Raw genomic sequence first — 16,388 nt, 5'->3', positions numbered from 1 at the left:
TCTTAACCTCTCCCCGCTTGCGGGGAGAGGTCGCCGCGTCTTCGCGGCGGGTGAGGGGCATGGCACGGCCTCATCACATACGCATTATTTTCGGATCGGATTCGGTGCGACTTGTGAGATGGCAAATGGATGTGACCGCGTGCCTCGCCCTCACCCCACCCCTCTCCCCGTGCAGAGCGGGGAGAGGGAGCGCGTCTACAGCGCTCCGCCTCAAAACGCCTTGAACGTGATGATCGTGTGGGTGTCCTGAATGCCCGGGATGGTCTGCACCTTCTCGTTCACGAAATGGCCGATGTCGGTGGCGTTATCGACGTAGAACTTCACCAGCAGGTCGTAATGCCCAGCGGTGGAATAGATCTCCGAGGCGATTTCGGCTTCGGCCAGCGCGTTGGCGACGGCGTAGGACTGGCCAAGCTTACACTTGAACTGGACAAAGAAGGGGACCATCGGGATTCTCCGGAAACGGGCGATTTTAGAGATCATCAAGCCCAAAACAGGGTGCGGCGCAAGCCGCCAGCATGTCGCCGCCTTGCTGGTTCACGACTGGCGGGGTAGGACTGGTATGGCTGCTTATCCCTTGATCTCGTGCGAGTTTTTCCGATGCCCACACCCGTTGCGCTGACCATTGCCGGTTCGGATTCCTCGGGCGGCGCCGGCATCCAGGCCGACCTCAAGACCTTCGCGGCGCTGGGCGTCTATGGCGCGTCGGTGATCGCAGCGCTGACCGCGCAGAACACCAAGGGCGTCACCGGCATCCATCAGGTGCCTGCGGAGTTCGTGAGCGAGCAGATCAATGCCGTGTTCGTCGATCTCGCGGTCGGCGCGGTGAAGATCGGCATGGTCGCGCAGCGCGATGTGATCGAGGCCATCGCCGCGGGCCTTGCGACATGGCAGCCGAAACATGTGGTGCTCGATCCCGTGATGGTGGCGACTTCAGGCGATCGTCTGCTGGCGCCGGAGGCCATCGCCGCGCTGCGCAGTACACTGATCCCGCGGGCGCAGATTATCACGCCGAACCTGCCAGAGGCCGCCGCGCTGCTCGACGAGCCGATGGCAGAGGGCGATGCGGCTATCGAGGCGCAGGGCAAGCGTCTGCTCAAGCTCGGCTGCAAGGCTGTGCTGATCAAGGGCGGCCATGGGACCGGTCCGGAGAGCACCGACTATTTTATCACCGCAGACCGCGCCATCGCATTGCCTGCAGAGCGCGTGTCCACGAAGAATACGCACGGTACCGGCTGCACGCTGTCATCAGCGATCGCGGCGGGCCTCGCCAAGGGGCAGGACATGGAAGCCGCCGTGCGTGCGGCGAAAGCCTATGTCACGGCTGCGATCGCTGCGGCGGATCGTTTTACGGTCGGTCACGGCCACGGCCCGGTGCACCACTTCCACGCATTCTATTAGGCGTATCAAGATCGGCTCAAACCAACCTCGGCGCGCTCCAATCGCCTGAGCATCGGCTCGCGCACGAGCCCGTTGCATCTCATGGCCTATGACGAAGGAACGTCGCGTGCCGCTTACGAACCGTCGCGGCAGACGCTCACCATGTAGATTGTGAGCTCATTCGTGCCGATGAGGCTGTAGGGATCCTCGACCCCCTGTTCGCGTAGCCATTTCATCTGAAGATCATAGGCCTGGCGTTCGTGGGCTGCCACACACGGAGCTTCGACGTTGTTGGCCCGTTGCACGTGATGCACGAGTTCGTGCAGCAGCGCGCTCTTCTGCCGCAAATTGACCGGTTGCCATTCGTGGGGCAGGTAGATCGCGCCTTCTTCGCGGCTGTAGAGCGCTTGAAATTCGAGCCCGCTATTTTCCGGCGCACCACTTAGCACAGCCATTTCTGCTGACGTCGCGAAATGGATTGGCGGGTGAGCCGGAGGGGCGAAGCCGGTTTGGGCGATGATCCATGCGATATAAGTGGCGATCAGGGCGTTCACGTAGTGACCTCATGCGGATATGACCTGCGGGGAATTGAACGCTTCGGTTTGCGCAATCGTGGCGAGGATCAGAAAAGGCCCGAGCTCAAATCCAGGCCGTAAGTGAGCGAGAGCACGAACACCAGAATTCCGGCTCCGCAGAAAAACAGAAAATGCTTGAGCACATCGAATCCGGTGATCGAACGAAGAGCGCGGGACATCGCGCTCGCGATTTCAGTCATGTCAGCCTCACGATCGTTGCCGCCGATTGATGATTGATGCCGTCTTCGCCTGCCGCGATCAGTCGCCCCAGGCTGCTATATTCACAGGGCGACTGTGCTCGGGCGCCGCCCGTGCCAGGAGGACGCCGCCAATCACGTGCACAATGCCGAAGCCGATAAGGATCAGGATGATCAGGTGCGTCTCGCTCAGTCGTCTCACGTTTCTTTTCCTTTCACTGTTCTGTATCTGACGAACGCGCATTTTCGCGTCTGGCGATGGAATGGGCTTGCCAGGATTGGTTTCGACGCGGTCGGAGATGAGAGGCTGGTAGCGATGAATGATGTTGATTGCCTGCCGGCGACGGGATTCATGAAGTGCGCCGACGATCATCGAAGCCCCCACAGGTGCTGGAGATGGCGCCGGAAAGTCGGTCTTCATCACTCTTTTCCTGATACTTCACGGGATGATGCAGGTGAGCTTGCTGACCGCTCGGCCCGCCTGACACCCTTGAAATTTGCATTGAAACTTCGCTGTGCTTGCTGGCATTGGCAGTGATGCTACCGCGGCGTTGGCTTTGTTCGCCTACGGTAGCGGCAAGCTCGACATGTGGTATGTGACGAAATCATCGGAAGCGAGGTCAGGCTGATCGGCTTGGGGCCTTTGGCTCGTTGCAGCCAAAGCAATCAACAAAATCGAGCCATAGAACGCGATCACTCCAGTTCTCCATCTCGCGACGACTCGTCGTTCGTCTTCGGTTGAGAGAAAGGCATACGATCGCGCTCGTAGTTGCGCGGTATTGGTCAATGCGACCTCCTGCTTGATGGCTACTTCGAAATCGAACCGAGATCAGTCGCCTCCGAAAAGGAGGGGTGAGACGGGAGGCGTGGTGTGCGAAGCCGCCCTAGCTTTCGGAGCGGCCAGGGAAGTCAGCGCCACATCAACTCCGGCGAGGATCACGGTCAGGGTAACGACGACTGCAATGATGTGACGCGTGCGCATGACGGCTTCCGGGTGAAGTTGCTCTGCGCCGAATGCCATTCGCATCTCGTCGCATTTTGACTTGAACCCGCCGCCGTCTCACCGGCGTTAGTCAGCCGTCATCGCTGCGTTAATACTGCTCGCAAAGTTGCCAATCTGAGTTAAATGTATATTCAGGGGACGCATTTGTTCAAAACTTGGAAGTAGCCGACAGTGTGCCCAAAATTTAATCTTTCGCTTTTGGGACGCGTCGTGCTCACCGGGCCGAACGGCGTGGTCGGCTTGCCAAACAAGAAGCTCTCGGGATTGCTTGCTTATCTGGCTTGCACGGCACCGGAGCCTCAGCCGCGCGAAAAACTGTCGACCCTGTTCTGGGGGTCTTATTTCGACGCGCAAGCAAGGCAGAACCTCCGTCAGTCACTGTTCAAGCTACGTCAAATTCTGGGTCGGGATGCTCTCAAGAGCGATGGCGAGTTCGTATCGCTGAATACGACGGTGATCCTGTGCGATATCAGCCGGTTCGAGGCCCTGGTGCGGGAGGGCGGCCGTGATGCGCTGGGTGAGGCAGCGCATCTCTATCGAGGGCGCTTCGTCGATGACATCGGTGTTACCGAAGAAGGCTGGAGCGATTGGCTGGCTGGCGAACGCCAGCGATTTCAGGAGCTGGCTCTGACTGCGATGGTCGGGCTCGGCGAAAAAGAACTGGTCGCCGGTCGCGCCGATCACGCATTGAAGGCCGGGCACCGTGCCAGCGCACTGAACAACATGCGTGAGGATGCGCACCGGCTGATCATGCAAGCTCTGTCTGCAACTGGGCGTAAAGCTGAAGCGCTCAAATACTATCAAGAGGTCGTTGGGCTTCTGAAGCGAGAGCTCAATACAGAGCCGGACGAGGCAACCAGAGCGCTCGTTGCTGAACTACGCAGAGCCCAGATACTGATCGAATCGGTGGCTGTCAGCGAGATCGAGATATCGACTCCGCTTACGCCTGCTCTGATGATGGTCATGGATCAACCATCCATCGTAGTTCTGCCGTTTCGGAACATGAGCGACGACCCAGAGCAGGAATACTTCGCTGACGGTGTCACCGAGGACATCATCACCGCTTTGTCGCGCTTTCGCGAATTCGTGGTCATCGCACGCGGATCGAGCTTCGCCTTCAAGGATAGAAGGCTGACCAGCCGGCAAATCGCGCAACAACTCGGTGTTCAATACGTCCTGAGCGGCAACATCCGCAAAGCGGGCAACCGCATTCGTGTATCGGCCGAACTGACCCATGCCCGCGATGAGGTTCAGGTCTGGTCTGATCGCTACGATCGCGCCATCGTCGATGTTTTCGATCTGCAGGATGACATCAGCGCGAGCGTCGCAGCAGTGATTGATCCGGCCGTGCGGAGCGCCGAGGTCGAGCGCGCAAGGCGCAAGCCGCTCTCTGATCTTTCGGCTTACGACATCTACCTGCGAGCGCTTCCCCATCTATGGAACGGAACCCGTGACGGGATCACGAGGGCGATCGTATTGTTGCGACAGTCTCTCAACCGCGATCAGCTGCGCCCAGCCACGCTGGCGTCCCTTGCCTGGGCACTTGTCATGGCGTCGCCTCTGGGGGCCGCAGCGTTGCCGGAAACGTTGGTCGAAGCCCTCGTCTTGGCGCGCCGCGCCGTCGAGCAAGATGGCGCAGATGCTTTCGCCCATGCGGTCTATGGCTTCACATTGTTTGGTCCGGTCGGCAACAACGATCAGGGGCGCATCCACTGCAAGGAAGCTGTGCGCCTCAATCCCAGCTCCGCCTTCGCCTGGGGCATTCTTGGAATGATCGACAGCATGGGGGGCGACTATGAGCATGCTGTCACATGCCTTCACCGGTCGATCGCCCTCAGCCCCTACGACAATATGCTCCACTTTTGGATGACGGGCCTGGCTGCATCATGCTTTGCGCTCGGACGCCCTGAGGATGGTGTCTTGTGGGCGCGCAACTCGATCCAGCAGAATCCGGCCAACGGTACGGGCCATCGCATGCTGGTAGCCAATCTTGTAGCCGCCAGGCGATTGGAAGAGGCCCGCGACGTGACGCGCCAGCGCGATGCCGTGCAAAAGACAACTATAACAGAGCTTCGTGCCATGCGATTTTTCAAGCGGGACGACGATCTTGAACGTTACCTATCGGCCCAGCGCGAAGCCGGCGTTACGGCTTGAACTTCACGCGCCGACTGCAGATATCAACGTCCGGACGGTCATGAAGATCAGGATGAGCGAGCCCACAGTCCAGAAGGTCGCGCGTATCTCATGAATCTGTCCGGTGAGATAGGCGATGAAGTGAAGCAGACGTGAGGCGACGTAACCGTATAGCAGCCATTGGGCGAGCAGCAGGGACGGTTGCGTGAGAATGTAGAGCAAACCCGCGAACAGGAAGTAGGGCAGGCTCTCGAGGTCGTTCATTTGGATCCGGCGAATCCGCTCGACGCGCTCGTTGGGCAAGAGTTGCGCCGGGTCGGGCGCGGGGTTCATCGGCGTCTTCTTGATATCCTCGGGTGAACGGTAGCCGCCCTTGACGTCGACCATACGGACTACAGTCAGCCACGACATCGCCACAGCCTTGAGGATCGTCAGGCTCGCAGCAATGACGTAGGTGGCGAATAGCGGATCGTTCAGAGTGAGTTTGTCCAATGTGCCGTCCCCCATAGGCCATAGATCGTATCTATGGCCCAGCGCGTTTCCCAGCGAAATACAATGTCTGTGTCTGTTTACGCGGGATTTGGCCCCCCGTACGAGTGCTGATCGGGGGCTGTCGCCTCTTGGTCATCAGTTTTGCGGGAGGAGACGGCTGAAGGAAGGTAGTTTGAGGCAAAGCTTGACGATGAGAGGGAGCGCGAGGACAGGGATGACGCACGCAGCGACATAACCCTCCGCGAGAGATGGCAGACCAAAGCTGGCCGCTGCCCACACGAGAGTGACATTACGGTTTCCGCTCACGAGGCCTATCGTTCCAGCGGTCTGTAACCCCATTCTCGCGAATGTCAAAATTGCGAGCGCGCACAGTCCAAAGTTGGAGACGACCGCCGCGGCGAGCATGACATCGAAACGTAGCGGATTGCTGATCCAGTGGGTCCGAATGCCCTGTGAGGTTGCCAGTCCGACGATGATGAGTCCGATAACGGCGACCCCGGTGGCAGCGTGTTGGTCGGGCAGAACGGGCATCAGATTCCGGTGAAACCGTATTGCCAGAAAGGCAACCAAGCCTGCAGCGCCGATGATGCTGAACAATCGGATAGCCAGCGCGCCCATGTCGAATTCAATTCCAAGTCCGAGCACTGTGGCAAAACATGGAATTGAAATCGGCGCGAGGAGGGTTAGTGCGATGGACACGAGTAAAGCGAGACGGGCCCGCAGACCAAGCATCCCAGCGATCGCGGCCGCGCTTCCGACCGGCGGCGCCAGGAGCGAAAGCAGAACACCGGCCCGCAGCGCAGGATCAAGCGGAAGGAAGGACAGTAGAGCGGCAGCGGCCAGAGGAAGCGCTAGGCCGACCCAGGCAATCACCAGGGCCATCAGAGGCAGACGAATCCTGGCTTCGGATGGTGCGAGACCGGCTGCGAGAAACGAGCCTAGTGTCAGCAGAAATGCCGAGAACGGCAAAAGATCGTAGCCGAAATGAGCGAGAGGTTGGATCAACAGCCCTGCACAAAGCGAGATCACCAAAAGCGCTGGTCCTTGTCCGCCAAGTGCAGGACAATAGCCTGCCAACCATCTGCATGCGCGCCCCTTGCCTCGTTTACGTATTTGCCCTGGCGGGCCTCTCAAGTGCTCCGCGGAATGCGAAGCAATCGCGATCGCAATCATTGGAATTGCATCGGTCCGAAATCGGTAGCTATCTGGTAGAGACTCTTGCGACCCGAATGTGCGGCCGCAGGCCTCGCGTGGCACCCGTTGAAGCCTGTCGAAGTCTTAGTTGGGCGCTGCAGAGGTGCTGTTAAAAGAATGCGTGCAGTATGAGCGTTAGATCGTCCGATCAGTCGTTGTTGGAAAAGACGAATGTTATGCTCTTGGTCGAGCGCAGGTCCGCCGCAACAATCGGATTGTGATTTTGGACTAGCGGCGCTTTAGTAGCCAAGGCTCCCAGAAAAACCGTGACGCTTCGGCATGCGCTTCGTACAGGCCGATGCCGATATCGTGGAGAAAATCGGGGCGGTCTCTGATATCGGCGCGCAACTCTGCTCTGAAACGGGCTCGCTGTCGCCACGTGGCAGGCAGGCTGAAGATCGCGCCGAGACGCAGATGATCGTCGCCTGATACAAACTGTGCGTAAGCGCGCATGGTGGTGCTCCGATTTTGTGACCGGGATATCCCGGCACATCGCCGCGTGACATCCATTGAAGCCTGTCGACGTCGTCGCCGACGTCAGTCGGGCGTCAGAGCAGCGTTATTTTCGCTTAAGGCGCTGCCAAAAAGGCCGCCAGGCGTGTCGAACGCGGTCAGGAAGGGCTTCGTCTTGCGCATTCTGCGCGTCAGCACCGGATTCGCGATCCACGCGCTGTAGCGGCTCTGCGATCTAGCGACCCGTCTTGAAGCTTGATGCCGAAGCCAGAGAGACAATGTCCGCGAAACGCTTGCGCTCGGCTGCAAGGCTGTGCTGATCAGGGGCGGCCACGGGACCGGCCGGGTGCATCGTTTCTACCCGTTCTATTAAGTCGGTCGCACCGTTACGCGGCTGCTTAATGGGCCGCGCTCGCTCACCTTGCGTTGAATTCGGGCAAAGCGCTTTTGTCGCCAGCGATCGATCGGCTGATCGACAAGATGATAGATCAGTATCGACGTCGTCACGGTGAGGAATAGCGCGCCATAGGACGCTAGAAGCGTCTCCGGCAGCAATATCCATCCAAATAGAAAATGGCAGATATAGATTGGATAGGACAGCTCGCCGAGGTATCTGTCCCATCCTATGTTCTTGCTTAGCTCGAACAGTCTGGGAACTGCGACGATCACAATGGCGAGGAACGAGATCGACGGCAGCGTCTCGAATCCTTTCGACTTGTTGATCGTGAGGCAAACGAATATCAGCGCCGAAGCCAGTACGAGCAATCCATTCAGGCGCGCTCGCCTGCTGTCATCTCCGGATGCGTATACTTGGTAGCCTAGCGCTCCCGCGCAGAATAACGCCATCTCGGAAGGAAATACGCGATAGGACCACGGGTCTCCACTGAAGCCGAATAGCCATTGAACTCCCATCCGGAAGACAAGGCTTGCAGCGATAACTGAGGCAATCACGATCGGTCCTCGTCTCACTAGCAACGGCGCGAGTAGATAGAAGTAGATCTCCAGTGCCAGAGTCCATGCCTGCGGAATCGGGGCGAATGTGTAGAGCAGGTCGGGTACACCGGCCGGCTGCAAGGCGAGCGCCAGCCCACCATCTCGAACGACCAGAAAAAAATACGTCTCCTGACCAATGATCACTAATTGGGAGACGACGAAATATGCGGCGTCAAACGGGTCCAGAGACATCAGTTGCTTCCAGTGCCCGGTCACGACGAGGGAGAGAGTCAGCACGAGCAGGTATGCCGGAAACAGGCGCAGCAGGCGGTTGGAGATGAACAGCCGATAGGAACCGGGCGCGTATTTCTCGTTCAGCACCAGGGCCATATAGAACCCAGAAATAACAAAGAAGCTCTGTACGGCGATGTCGCTGGTGAGAATGCCGAAAGGCAGCCCGAAATGCGCGAATGCAACGGAAATCGCGAGGATGATTCTGAGCGTGCCCATCGTCGAATCCTGCGTGGAAAACCTTTAGTGGCTGTTAATGGATACGAATGGTTCTGCGGGTGGAATGTTTCTTAGCCATCGCCGTCAACGTCTTAGGGCCCTGGATGCGCCGAGGCACCCATAGCCTCATCCTTCGAGCCTCCCAGGAGCGAGCTTCTCAGGATGGGTGACACAGGGTGTGTCCGCAGCACTCAGATACTTGTTCCTGCGACACTCTGTCGTCGATCTGTCATCCCGGCTTGATATCAGCCGAACAGCAAACGGGTTGTCCGATTCTTTCGGACGCGCTGGACGGAAACTCCGATGACGACGCTGGATCTCGAAAAGTCCATTGTTGAAACGGCCTATGCGCGCTGGGCTCCGATCTATGATGCGGTGTGCGGTCCGGTGATGCTGAAGGGGCGCCGTGCGGCTGCGGAAGCAGCGCGTGCTGTGGGCGGCAAGGTGCTTGAAGTTGGTGTCGGCACTGGCCTGTCATTCGATGACTATGATGCGACAACCGAGATCACCGGTATCGATCTGAGCGCGCCCATGCTCGCCAAGGCGCGCGCCAAGATGGCGACCGGCCGCTATCCATGGGTGAAGGATGTCCAGGAGATGGACGCTCATGCGATGACCTTTGCCGACGCCAGTTTCGACTGCGTCGTGGCGCAGTTCGTTATTACGCTGGTCGAAAATCCCGAGCAGGTGCTGTCGGAATGCCACCGCGTGGTAAAGCCGGGCGGCCGCATCATTCTCGTCAATCATCTGTATTCGGAGACTGGCCTGGCAGCCGCCGTCGAGCGCTGGGCCGCCGTGAAGACCCGTTCCCTCGGTTTGCGCCCGGAATTCCCGTTCGCGCGGCTGCAGGCGTGGTCGCAAGCGAATGCTGAATCGATCCTCATCGAACGCCGCAAGGTGGCGCCGTTCGGCATCTACACATTGGTTACTTTTGAGCGAATCGCGGCGGCGCTGGCGGCGTAAATCGTCATCGCCGTGTCATGCAAATCAGTTAGCTGCTCGACATGGAAAGAGACGTGATGAGTGAAGGCAACGAAAAGCGCTTTCGCACCTTGTTTATCTCCGACGTCCACCTTGGTGCCCGCGGATCGCAGGCTGACCGGTTGCTGGACTTCCTCCGTACCCATGATGCCGATACCATCTATCTCGTTGGCGACATCGTCGATGGCTGGGCGCTGAAATCCGGCTGGCACTGGCCGCAGTCTCATAACGACTTCGTCCAGAAGATGCTGCGCAAGGTTCGCAAGGGCGCCAAGGTCGTTTACATTCCCGGCAATCACGACGAATTCCTGCGCAGCTATTACGGTACGCATTTCGGCGGTATCGAGGTCGTCGAGACTGCGACGCATGAAGGCGCTGACGGCAAGAAATATCTCGTCATCCATGGCGACATTTTCGACCTTGTGGTGCAGAACGCGCGCTGGCTCGCCCATCTCGGCGACAAGGCCTATGACTTCGCGATCCAGATGAATCGTCTGGTCAATGCGCTGCGTAAATTGTTCGGCTTCCCTTACTGGTCGCTGTCGAAATGGGCCAAGATGAAGGTGAAGAACGCCGTCAACTATATCGGCGCGTTCGAAGAGACGCTGGCCGGTGAGGCGCGGCGCCACGGCGCTGATGGCGTGATCTGCGGCCACATCCACTACGCGACGATCCGTGACGAGCACGGCATCCGCTACATGAATTGCGGCGACTGGGTCGAAAGCTGTACGGCGCTGGTCGAACACGAGGATGGCCGCTTCGAGATCATTACCTGGACCGATCCGGTCCGCCGCGGCATGCCGGTGCAGGCGCTCGCACCGGCCAAGGCGGCGTGAAGGATGGCGGCCTGATGCGCATTCTCGTCGCTACCGACGCCTGGCATCCCCAAGTCAACGGTGTCGTACGCACGCTGACAATGATGGCGGAGGCGGCCAAGGGCTTTGGTGTCGATGTGAGTTTTCTCACGCCGGAATCGTTTCGTACGGTCGGGCTGCCGAGCTACGCTGATTTGCGCGTTGCGATCCCGAGCCGCCGCAAGATTGCACAACTGATCGACGAGGCGAAGCCCGACAATATCCATATCGCCACCGAAGGCCCGATCGGATTTTCTGCGCGTGCTTATTGCCGCCGTCGCAACATTCCCTTCACCACCAGTTTCCACACGCGCTTTCCCGAATATATCTCGGCGCGTTTTCCGATTCCTGAATCCTGGGTCTGGGCCGGCCTGCGCCGCTTCCATGGCGCCAGCTCTGCCGTGATGGCGGCTACGCCGGCGCTAGCGAGCGAGCTACGTGACCGCGGCTTCCGCAATGTCGTGCTGTGGCCGCGCGGCGTCGATGCCAATCTGTTTCATCCGCGCCGTGTCGATCTCGGCAAACCGAAGCCGATTTTCCTCTCGGTCGGCCGCGTCGCCGTCGAGAAGAATCTCGAAGCCTTTCTCGATCTCGATCTGCCGGGCACCAAGGTCGTGGTCGGCGATGGTCCGGCGCGTGCGGCGCTCGAAGCGAAATACCCGGATGCACTGTTCATGGGCGGGCTGCAGGGCGAGGCTCTGGCAGTTGCCTATGCCTCGGCCGATGTCTTCGTGTTTCCAAGTAAGACCGACACCTATGGTCTCGTGCTGCTCGAGGCGCTGGCGAGCGGCGTGCCGGTGGCTGCGTTTCCGGTGACGGGTCCGAAAGATGTGATCGGCGCGTCGCCGGTCGGTGTGTTGTCGGATGACTTGCGGCAAGCCTGTCTCAAGGCGCTCGAGATCTCGCCGCAAGATTGTCTCAAGTTTGCTGCCGGTCACACCTGGGAAGCGTCGGCACGCGCTTTCGTCAACAATATCAGCCATGTGCGGGCCGAAATCGCTGCCCGTGCACCGTCCGCAGCGAAGCATCCGCGTTTCGCTGCCTGACATGCTCTTTGTATAGCTTGCCCGCCGGTTGTGCCGCGCGATAAAATGCGCGCATGACAAACATTCCATTGCCGATCACATCCGCCGATATTGATGCCGCCGCGCGCGTCATCGCCTCTTATGCAACGCGTACGGCGTTACTCCGGTCGCCTGCGCTCGATGCGCTGACCGGCGCGAAAGTGTTCTTGAAGCCCGAAGTGCTGCAGCGAACCGGCTCGTTCAAGTTTCGCGGCGCCTTCAACAAGATTTCCTCGATCCCCGAGGGTGCGCGCGGCAGGGGCGTCGTCGCGTTCTCCTCCGGCAATCATGCGCAGGGCGTTGCCGCCGCGGCGCAGATCCTCGGCATGAAGGCGACCATCGTGATGCCGTCCGATGCGCCGGTGTCGAAGGTCGAGCGAACCAGGGGCTATGGCGCCGAAGTCGTGCTCTATGACCGCGACAAGGAAGACCGCGAAGCCATCGCCCGCGATATTGCCGGCAAGAGCGGCGCCACAGTCGTGCCGCCCTATGACGACCCGTTCGTGATGGCCGGGCAGGGCACCGTCGGACGCGAGATCGCCGAGGACATGGCCGCCCTGGGCATCGTGCCGGACATCGTGTCTGCACAGGCCTCCGGCGGCGGTTTGATCGGTGGCATCGCGACCGCCGTGAAGGCGCGTTTCCCCGAGACGGCAGTCATCGTCGCCGAGCCTGCGGGGTTTGATGATCACGGACTTTCATTACGCGCCGGCAAGCGCGTCGCTCACAGCAATGCGGGCCGCACGATCTGCGATGCGCTGATGGCCCTGACGCCCGGCGAAATCACCTTCGCCGTCAATCAGCATCTGCTGTCGGGTGCCGTCACCGCCACCGACGAGGAAGTTGGCAAGGCAATGGGTTTTGCGTTCCGCGAATTGAAGCTGGTGGTCGAGCCCGGCGGGGCCGTGGCGCTGGCCGCGCTGATGCAGGGGCGTTTCGACGCGCGCGGCAAGACGGTGGTGATCGTTTTGTCCGGCGGCAATGTCGATGCGGATCTCTACGCCAGGATCATCAACGCCTGAACTGAAGCGCTTACGAGAAGAACGCGATCTTTTCGGCCTGCGTCATCTTGCGGATCGGCGCCAGCGGGTCCGATGCCGGCGCGTTCGGATCCGCGATCACGCCGCCAGCGATCAGCGCTGCGCCAAGCGACGGCGCGGCAGCTTCCACCGAAGGCACGAGATCCGGCTGCGGCGGCTCGGGTGCCAGCGCAACCTCGGCGATCTGCGCCAGCGTCATCAGATCGGGATTGAGGACTTCGGGCTCCGCTGGCTGAACAGCGACAGCTTCAACCTGCATCACCTCAGGCTCAACGTATTGAGGCTCGGCAAGCTGAGGCTCAATAACGTCGGGCTCGCTCAGATCGAGCGCGCCCATCTCAGCGGCGACCATATCGAGGACGGCGAGGTCATGTTCGTCCTCAGCAATCCCTGCCGTTTCAGGCGCCTCCGGGACATCGTCCGCAGCGATAGCCGCGGAGGCCTCGGCCATCGTGGCGGCAAGCTCCGCGGTGGCTTCTGCGACAGGCGCGGCCGTTTCAGAGGCGGTCTCTACGATGACCGTCTCTGCGAGGGCCGGCTGTACAGCGGCGCGCGGCGGTTCGACGCTTGAGATCGTGACCGTCTCAGCCAACACTTCGCTCGCCTGTGACTTGAACAGCGGCGTCACGGATGCTTCGCGCGCTTCTGCGACAACGTGCTCAGCCTTCTCGGCAACCGGAGTCGGTTCGGCCTGCGCAGTTGTCGCCGCGCTGCCATCGACCATCTGCTCGATGCGCTGCATCAGCAAGTCGTAGCTCGCCAGCACATCCTCACGGCCATTGCCATTCAGCGCCTGCTGGCCGGCCTCGATAGCCTTGACCTGCGTGTCGAGCAGATCGCAGATCCGCGTGTCGGCGCCGCATTCACGCAGCGTCCAGGCGATCTCGCGGATGATGCGGGTGCCGTTACGGGCGCCGGTCAAAACCTCGTCGGCGTCGACGCGCGGCATCGCCTCTATGGCGCTGGCCTTGGCCTGACGGACGGCGGAACGGATCGCGCCGAGCGCGGCGATCAGGCTGAGCGCCGGCGCCTGCTTCTGGGCGGCGAGATTGGCTTCCAGCCGCGTGACGGCTTCGAGCACCAGGCTGGTATCGGCGGTGCGGTTGCGCTTGGCATATTCGGCGAGAAACCAGCGGCCGCGCGCGGTCTCCATGAAGGCTTCGCGGATCGCATCATAGTCTGCCTCGCCCGGCAGGGTGGGCCGGGCGGAGATCGGCGACAGGGCAAATGCTTCTTCGGCCATCATGATAACTCGTGGCGCGCACAGGGATGCGCGGTATGTAACCATCTCCACGATCCCGTGGCGAATCGCAGTTCACCTCATGATAGCCGAATCTGCCCCCCATAGCGCCCCGCAAATCCGCCGCAAATTCGCGCAGCGGCTGGCGATGTTCTACGGGACGGTGTTCGGCTCCAGCGGCTTCTATCTGCCGTTCTTCCCCGTCTGGCTGAAGGCTATTGGGATCGACCCGACCTGGATCGGCGCCATCCTGGCTGTGCCGTCGATGACGCGCTTCACCACGCTGCCCTTTATCACCGCTTTCGCAGAGCGCCGTCATGCGCTGCGCCAGACGATGATTGTCTGTGCCTTTCTCACCATGATCGGCTTTGCGACAGTAGGCACGCTACGCGAACCGCTCGCCGTGCTCCTGGTGTTCGCGCTGACGGCAGTGGTCTGGACGCCGCTCACGGCGTTGACCGATGGCTATGCGCTAAAAGGCGTGGTGCGCTTCGGCTTCAGTTACGGTCCGCTGCGGCTGTGGGGCTCGGCGGCTTTCGTGGTTGGCGCGCTTGCCTGCGGTCTGGTGGTCAACTGGCTCGACGGTGAGCATCTGATCTGGGTGATTGTTGCAGCGATGGTGCTGTCGGCTGTCGTCAGCCTTGGTCTGCAGCCACTTGGCGCGCCGACAGGCGAAGGCACGGTGCTGTCGAAGGCAAGCGCACTGCTACGCGACCCCGGCTTCCTCGCCATAGCGATCTCCGCCGCGCTGATCCAGGGCAGCCATGCCGGCTACTACACCTTCGCGTCGATCACCTGGCAGGCGTCCGGCCTCGACGGCCTCACTATCGCGGGTCTGTGGACGCTCGGCGTGCTCGCCGAAATCATCCTGTTCGCAGTGTCGCCACGCCTGACTTTGTCACCTGCAACCATGGTCATCCTTGGTGGCCTTGGCGCATTGCTGCGCTGGACGCTGACCGCGCAAACGCTTCCGCTCCCGATTCTCGTGGTTGTGCAATTGCTGCACGGCGCGACCTACGGTCTGACGCAACTCGGCACAATGGGCCTGTTGCTGCATCACGTGCCGCCGCACGTCATGGCGCGCGCGCAGGGTTATGTCACCGCCTGCACAGGCCTTGTGATGAGCAGCATGGCGGTTCTGTCAGGCGCGATCTATGCGCGTTACGGCGAGGGCGTTTACTACGTGATGGCCGTGCTTGGCCTTGCCGGCGCGACCGTCATATGGTTCGGCCGGCATCGCGCCGGGCAGCCGCCGGACGTTGCGGGCGATCAGCCCCAGAGCGCCGCGTCGGGCGGATAGACCGTGCTTTCGTCATAGCGCAGACCGCCGTCGCGATCTCCGGTGAGCAATAGCGGGCCATCAAGGTCGACGAAGCGTGCATATTGCGCAATCAGCATCGCGGGCGCCATCGCCAGCGACGTCGCCACCATGCAACCGACCATGATGTCGAGATTCATGGCGCGCGCGGCATCGGCCATCGCCAGCGCTTCGGTCAGGCCGCCGGCCTTGTCGAGCTTAATATTGATCGCATCATAGCGCCCGCGCAGCGCCTCGAGCGAAGCGAGGCCATGCACGCTCTCGTCGGCGCAGACCATGATCGGCCGATGCACATGCATCAGCGCATCATCCTTGCCTGCCGGCAGCGGCTGCTCAATTAGCGTGACGCCGGCGTTATGGCAGGCATCGAGATTGGCTTTCAGGTTGCCCGGCGTCCACGCCTCATTGGCATCGACGATCAACTCGGATTCCGGTGCGGCCTGGCGCACGGCCTTGATGCGGCTGATGTCGTCGTCACTGCCGAGCTTGATCTTCAGCAGCGGCCGGTAGGCGGCCTTTGCGGTGGCGGAGGCCATCGCCTCGGGTGTACCAAGCGAGATCGTATAGGCGGTGGTGCAGGCGCGCGGTGCCGGCCGCTGCAGCATGTCCCAGACGCGCTGGCCCTGGCTCTTGGCTTCGAGGTCTAGCAGAGCGCAATCCACCGCGTTGCGGGCGGCACCGGCGGGCATGGCCGATTGCAAGGCGTTTCGGTCGAGGCCCGCGGCAAATCGGTCCTGCATCGCCAGGATGGCGGCCAGCGTGGCCTCCGGGGTCTCGCCATAGCGCGCATAGGGGACGCACTCGCCACGGCCGGTCAAACCGCCGCGGTGGATTTCGGCTACCACGACGACGGCCTCGGTCTTGGCGCCGCGGCTGATGGTGAAGGCGCCAGCGATCGGCCATTGCTCGATCCGGGCGGTCATTAGGGCGGGGGCAGCGTCGGATGCGGACAATGCGGCGTCTTTCGGGCTGTGCCGGCAACGGCGGGTAATGACGTGTCTATAAGTTTACGTGATCGCCG

The 16,388-nt window shown here is 60.9% G+C and carries 17 protein-coding genes; 8 read left to right on the top strand and 9 right to left on the bottom strand.

Annotated features, from left to right (window positions below):
- Positions 1-210: 210 nt before the first annotated feature.
- On the bottom strand, positions 211-447 hold the full coding sequence (locus AB7813_RS11355) for an Lrp/AsnC ligand binding domain-containing protein (RefSeq protein ID WP_068735543.1): 237 nt from the start codon (positions 445-447) through the stop codon (positions 211-213).
- Positions 448-600: 153 nt separating this feature from the next.
- Here AB7813_RS11355 and thiD point away from each other — a divergent pair, with 153 nt between their 5' ends.
- Positions 601-1,401 carry a bifunctional hydroxymethylpyrimidine kinase/phosphomethylpyrimidine kinase gene (gene thiD, locus AB7813_RS11350; protein WP_439064520.1) on the top strand — a complete coding sequence of 267 codons (801 nt, stop codon included), beginning with the start codon at positions 601-603 and terminating at the stop codon, positions 1,399-1,401.
- A 113-nt stretch (positions 1,402-1,514) separates the two neighbouring features.
- On the opposite strand, the gene AB7813_RS11345 is transcribed toward thiD, so the two are convergent.
- From AB7813_RS11345 to AB7813_RS11335, 3 genes are all read right to left on the bottom strand, one after another.
- Entirely contained in the window at positions 1,515-1,934 is a 420-nt protein-coding gene (locus tag AB7813_RS11345; RefSeq protein ID WP_439064519.1) for a DUF6647 family protein, read from the bottom strand.
- A gap of 68 nt (positions 1,935-2,002) precedes the next feature.
- Positions 2,003-2,155: a hypothetical protein gene (locus AB7813_RS11340; RefSeq protein ID WP_439064518.1), complete on the bottom strand. Its 153-nt coding sequence runs from the start codon at positions 2,153-2,155 to the stop codon at positions 2,003-2,005.
- Positions 2,156-2,213: 58 nt separating this feature from the next.
- The gene (locus tag AB7813_RS11335; protein ID WP_439083062.1) at positions 2,214-2,573 is read right to left on the bottom strand and encodes a hypothetical protein; all 360 of its coding nucleotides are present in this window, start codon (positions 2,571-2,573) and stop codon (positions 2,214-2,216) included.
- Positions 2,574-3,326: 753 nt separating this feature from the next.
- Here AB7813_RS11335 and AB7813_RS11330 point away from each other — a divergent pair.
- Positions 3,327-5,309 (top strand): BTAD domain-containing putative transcriptional regulator, encoded by a 1,983-nt coding sequence (locus tag AB7813_RS11330; protein WP_439064516.1) that lies wholly within the window; start codon positions 3,327-3,329, stop codon positions 5,307-5,309.
- A 3-nt stretch (positions 5,310-5,312) separates the two neighbouring features.
- Here the strand turns inward: AB7813_RS11330 and AB7813_RS11325 are convergent, their stop codons facing one another.
- Both AB7813_RS11325 and AB7813_RS11320 read right to left on the bottom strand, forming a co-directional pair.
- Positions 5,313-5,780 carry an MAPEG family protein gene (locus tag AB7813_RS11325; RefSeq protein WP_439064515.1) on the bottom strand — a complete coding sequence of 156 codons (468 nt, stop codon included), beginning with the start codon at positions 5,778-5,780 and terminating at the stop codon, positions 5,313-5,315.
- Positions 5,781-5,915: 135 nt separating this feature from the next.
- Positions 5,916-6,809, bottom strand: coding sequence for a hypothetical protein (locus AB7813_RS11320; RefSeq protein WP_439084208.1), 894 nt, complete (start codon positions 6,807-6,809; stop codon positions 5,916-5,918).
- A 444-nt stretch (positions 6,810-7,253) separates the two neighbouring features.
- Here AB7813_RS11320 and AB7813_RS11315 point away from each other — a divergent pair, with 444 nt between their 5' ends.
- On the top strand, positions 7,254-7,403 hold the full coding sequence (locus tag AB7813_RS11315) for a hypothetical protein (protein WP_439083063.1): 150 nt from the start codon (positions 7,254-7,256) through the stop codon (positions 7,401-7,403).
- A 393-nt stretch (positions 7,404-7,796) separates the two neighbouring features.
- Here AB7813_RS11315 and AB7813_RS11310 read toward each other — a convergent pair whose 3' ends face one another.
- Positions 7,797-8,870, bottom strand: a complete 1,074-nt coding sequence (locus tag AB7813_RS11310; protein WP_439064513.1) for an acyltransferase family protein — start codon at positions 8,868-8,870, stop codon at positions 7,797-7,799.
- Positions 8,871-9,173: 303 nt separating this feature from the next.
- Here AB7813_RS11310 and AB7813_RS11305 point away from each other — a divergent pair, with 303 nt between their 5' ends.
- The 4 genes from AB7813_RS11305 to AB7813_RS11290 are packed head-to-tail and all read left to right on the top strand — an operon-like array spanning position 9,174 to position 12,791.
- Positions 9,174-9,833: a class I SAM-dependent methyltransferase gene (locus AB7813_RS11305; protein ID WP_439064512.1), complete on the top strand. Its 660-nt coding sequence runs from the start codon at positions 9,174-9,176 to the stop codon at positions 9,831-9,833.
- 56 nt (positions 9,834-9,889) lie between these two features.
- A complete protein-coding gene (locus AB7813_RS11300; RefSeq protein WP_374725715.1) occupies positions 9,890-10,687 on the top strand; it encodes a UDP-2,3-diacylglucosamine diphosphatase in 798 nt (265 codons plus the stop codon).
- 14 nt (positions 10,688-10,701) lie between these two features.
- Positions 10,702-11,751 carry a glycosyltransferase family 4 protein gene (locus tag AB7813_RS11295; protein WP_439083064.1) on the top strand — a complete coding sequence of 350 codons (1,050 nt, stop codon included), beginning with the start codon at positions 10,702-10,704 and terminating at the stop codon, positions 11,749-11,751.
- A gap of 53 nt (positions 11,752-11,804) precedes the next feature.
- The gene (locus AB7813_RS11290; protein WP_439064510.1) at positions 11,805-12,791 is read left to right on the top strand and encodes a threonine ammonia-lyase; all 987 of its coding nucleotides are present in this window, start codon (positions 11,805-11,807) and stop codon (positions 12,789-12,791) included.
- A gap of 10 nt (positions 12,792-12,801) precedes the next feature.
- Here AB7813_RS11290 and AB7813_RS11285 read toward each other — a convergent pair whose 3' ends face one another.
- Positions 12,802-14,055: a hypothetical protein gene (locus AB7813_RS11285; RefSeq protein ID WP_439064509.1), complete on the bottom strand. Its 1,254-nt coding sequence runs from the start codon at positions 14,053-14,055 to the stop codon at positions 12,802-12,804.
- Positions 14,056-14,131: 76 nt separating this feature from the next.
- On the opposite strand from AB7813_RS11285, the gene AB7813_RS11280 reads away from it, so the two are divergent.
- A complete protein-coding gene (locus AB7813_RS11280; protein ID WP_439064508.1) occupies positions 14,132-15,349 on the top strand; it encodes an MFS transporter in 1,218 nt (405 codons plus the stop codon).
- Here AB7813_RS11280 and dgcA read toward each other — a convergent pair.
- Positions 15,319-16,290, bottom strand: a complete 972-nt coding sequence (dgcA, locus tag AB7813_RS11275) for an N-acetyl-D-Glu racemase DgcA (protein WP_439064668.1) — start codon at positions 16,288-16,290, stop codon at positions 15,319-15,321. The genes AB7813_RS11280 and dgcA overlap by 31 nt on opposite strands.
- Positions 16,291-16,388: the final 98 nt, after the last annotated feature.

The organism is Tardiphaga sp. 20_F10_N6_6, assembly GCF_052076045.1.
GTDB lineage: Bacteria > Pseudomonadota > Alphaproteobacteria > Rhizobiales > Xanthobacteraceae > Tardiphaga > Tardiphaga robiniae.
This window is presented reverse-complemented; position numbering and strand designations above follow the sequence as displayed.

Coding starts and splice junctions, on each gene's coding strand:
- AB7813_RS11355 (WP_068735543.1), bottom strand. CDS start 447: ATGGTCCCCTTCTTTGTCCAGTTCAAGTGTAAGCTTGGCCAGTCCTAC.
- thiD (WP_439064520.1), top strand. CDS start 601: ATGCCCACACCCGTTGCGCTGACCATTGCCGGTTCGGATTCCTCGGGC.
- AB7813_RS11340 (WP_439064518.1), bottom strand. CDS start 2,155: ATGACTGAAATCGCGAGCGCGATGTCCCGCGCTCTTCGTTCGATCACC.
- AB7813_RS11335 (WP_439083062.1), bottom strand. CDS start 2,573: ATGAAGACCGACTTTCCGGCGCCATCTCCAGCACCTGTGGGGGCTTCG.
- AB7813_RS11315 (WP_439083063.1), top strand. CDS start 7,254: ATGCGCTTCGTACAGGCCGATGCCGATATCGTGGAGAAAATCGGGGCG.
- AB7813_RS11310 (WP_439064513.1), bottom strand. CDS start 8,870: ATGGGCACGCTCAGAATCATCCTCGCGATTTCCGTTGCATTCGCGCAT.
- AB7813_RS11305 (WP_439064512.1), top strand. CDS start 9,174: ATGACGACGCTGGATCTCGAAAAGTCCATTGTTGAAACGGCCTATGCG.
- AB7813_RS11300 (WP_374725715.1), top strand. CDS start 9,890: ATGAGTGAAGGCAACGAAAAGCGCTTTCGCACCTTGTTTATCTCCGAC.
- AB7813_RS11295 (WP_439083064.1), top strand. CDS start 10,702: ATGCGCATTCTCGTCGCTACCGACGCCTGGCATCCCCAAGTCAACGGT.
- AB7813_RS11290 (WP_439064510.1), top strand. CDS start 11,805: ATGACAAACATTCCATTGCCGATCACATCCGCCGATATTGATGCCGCC.
- AB7813_RS11285 (WP_439064509.1), bottom strand. CDS start 14,055: ATGATGGCCGAAGAAGCATTTGCCCTGTCGCCGATCTCCGCCCGGCCC.
- AB7813_RS11280 (WP_439064508.1), top strand. CDS start 14,132: ATGATAGCCGAATCTGCCCCCCATAGCGCCCCGCAAATCCGCCGCAAA.
- dgcA (WP_439064668.1), bottom strand. CDS start 16,290: ATGACCGCCCGGATCGAGCAATGGCCGATCGCTGGCGCCTTCACCATC.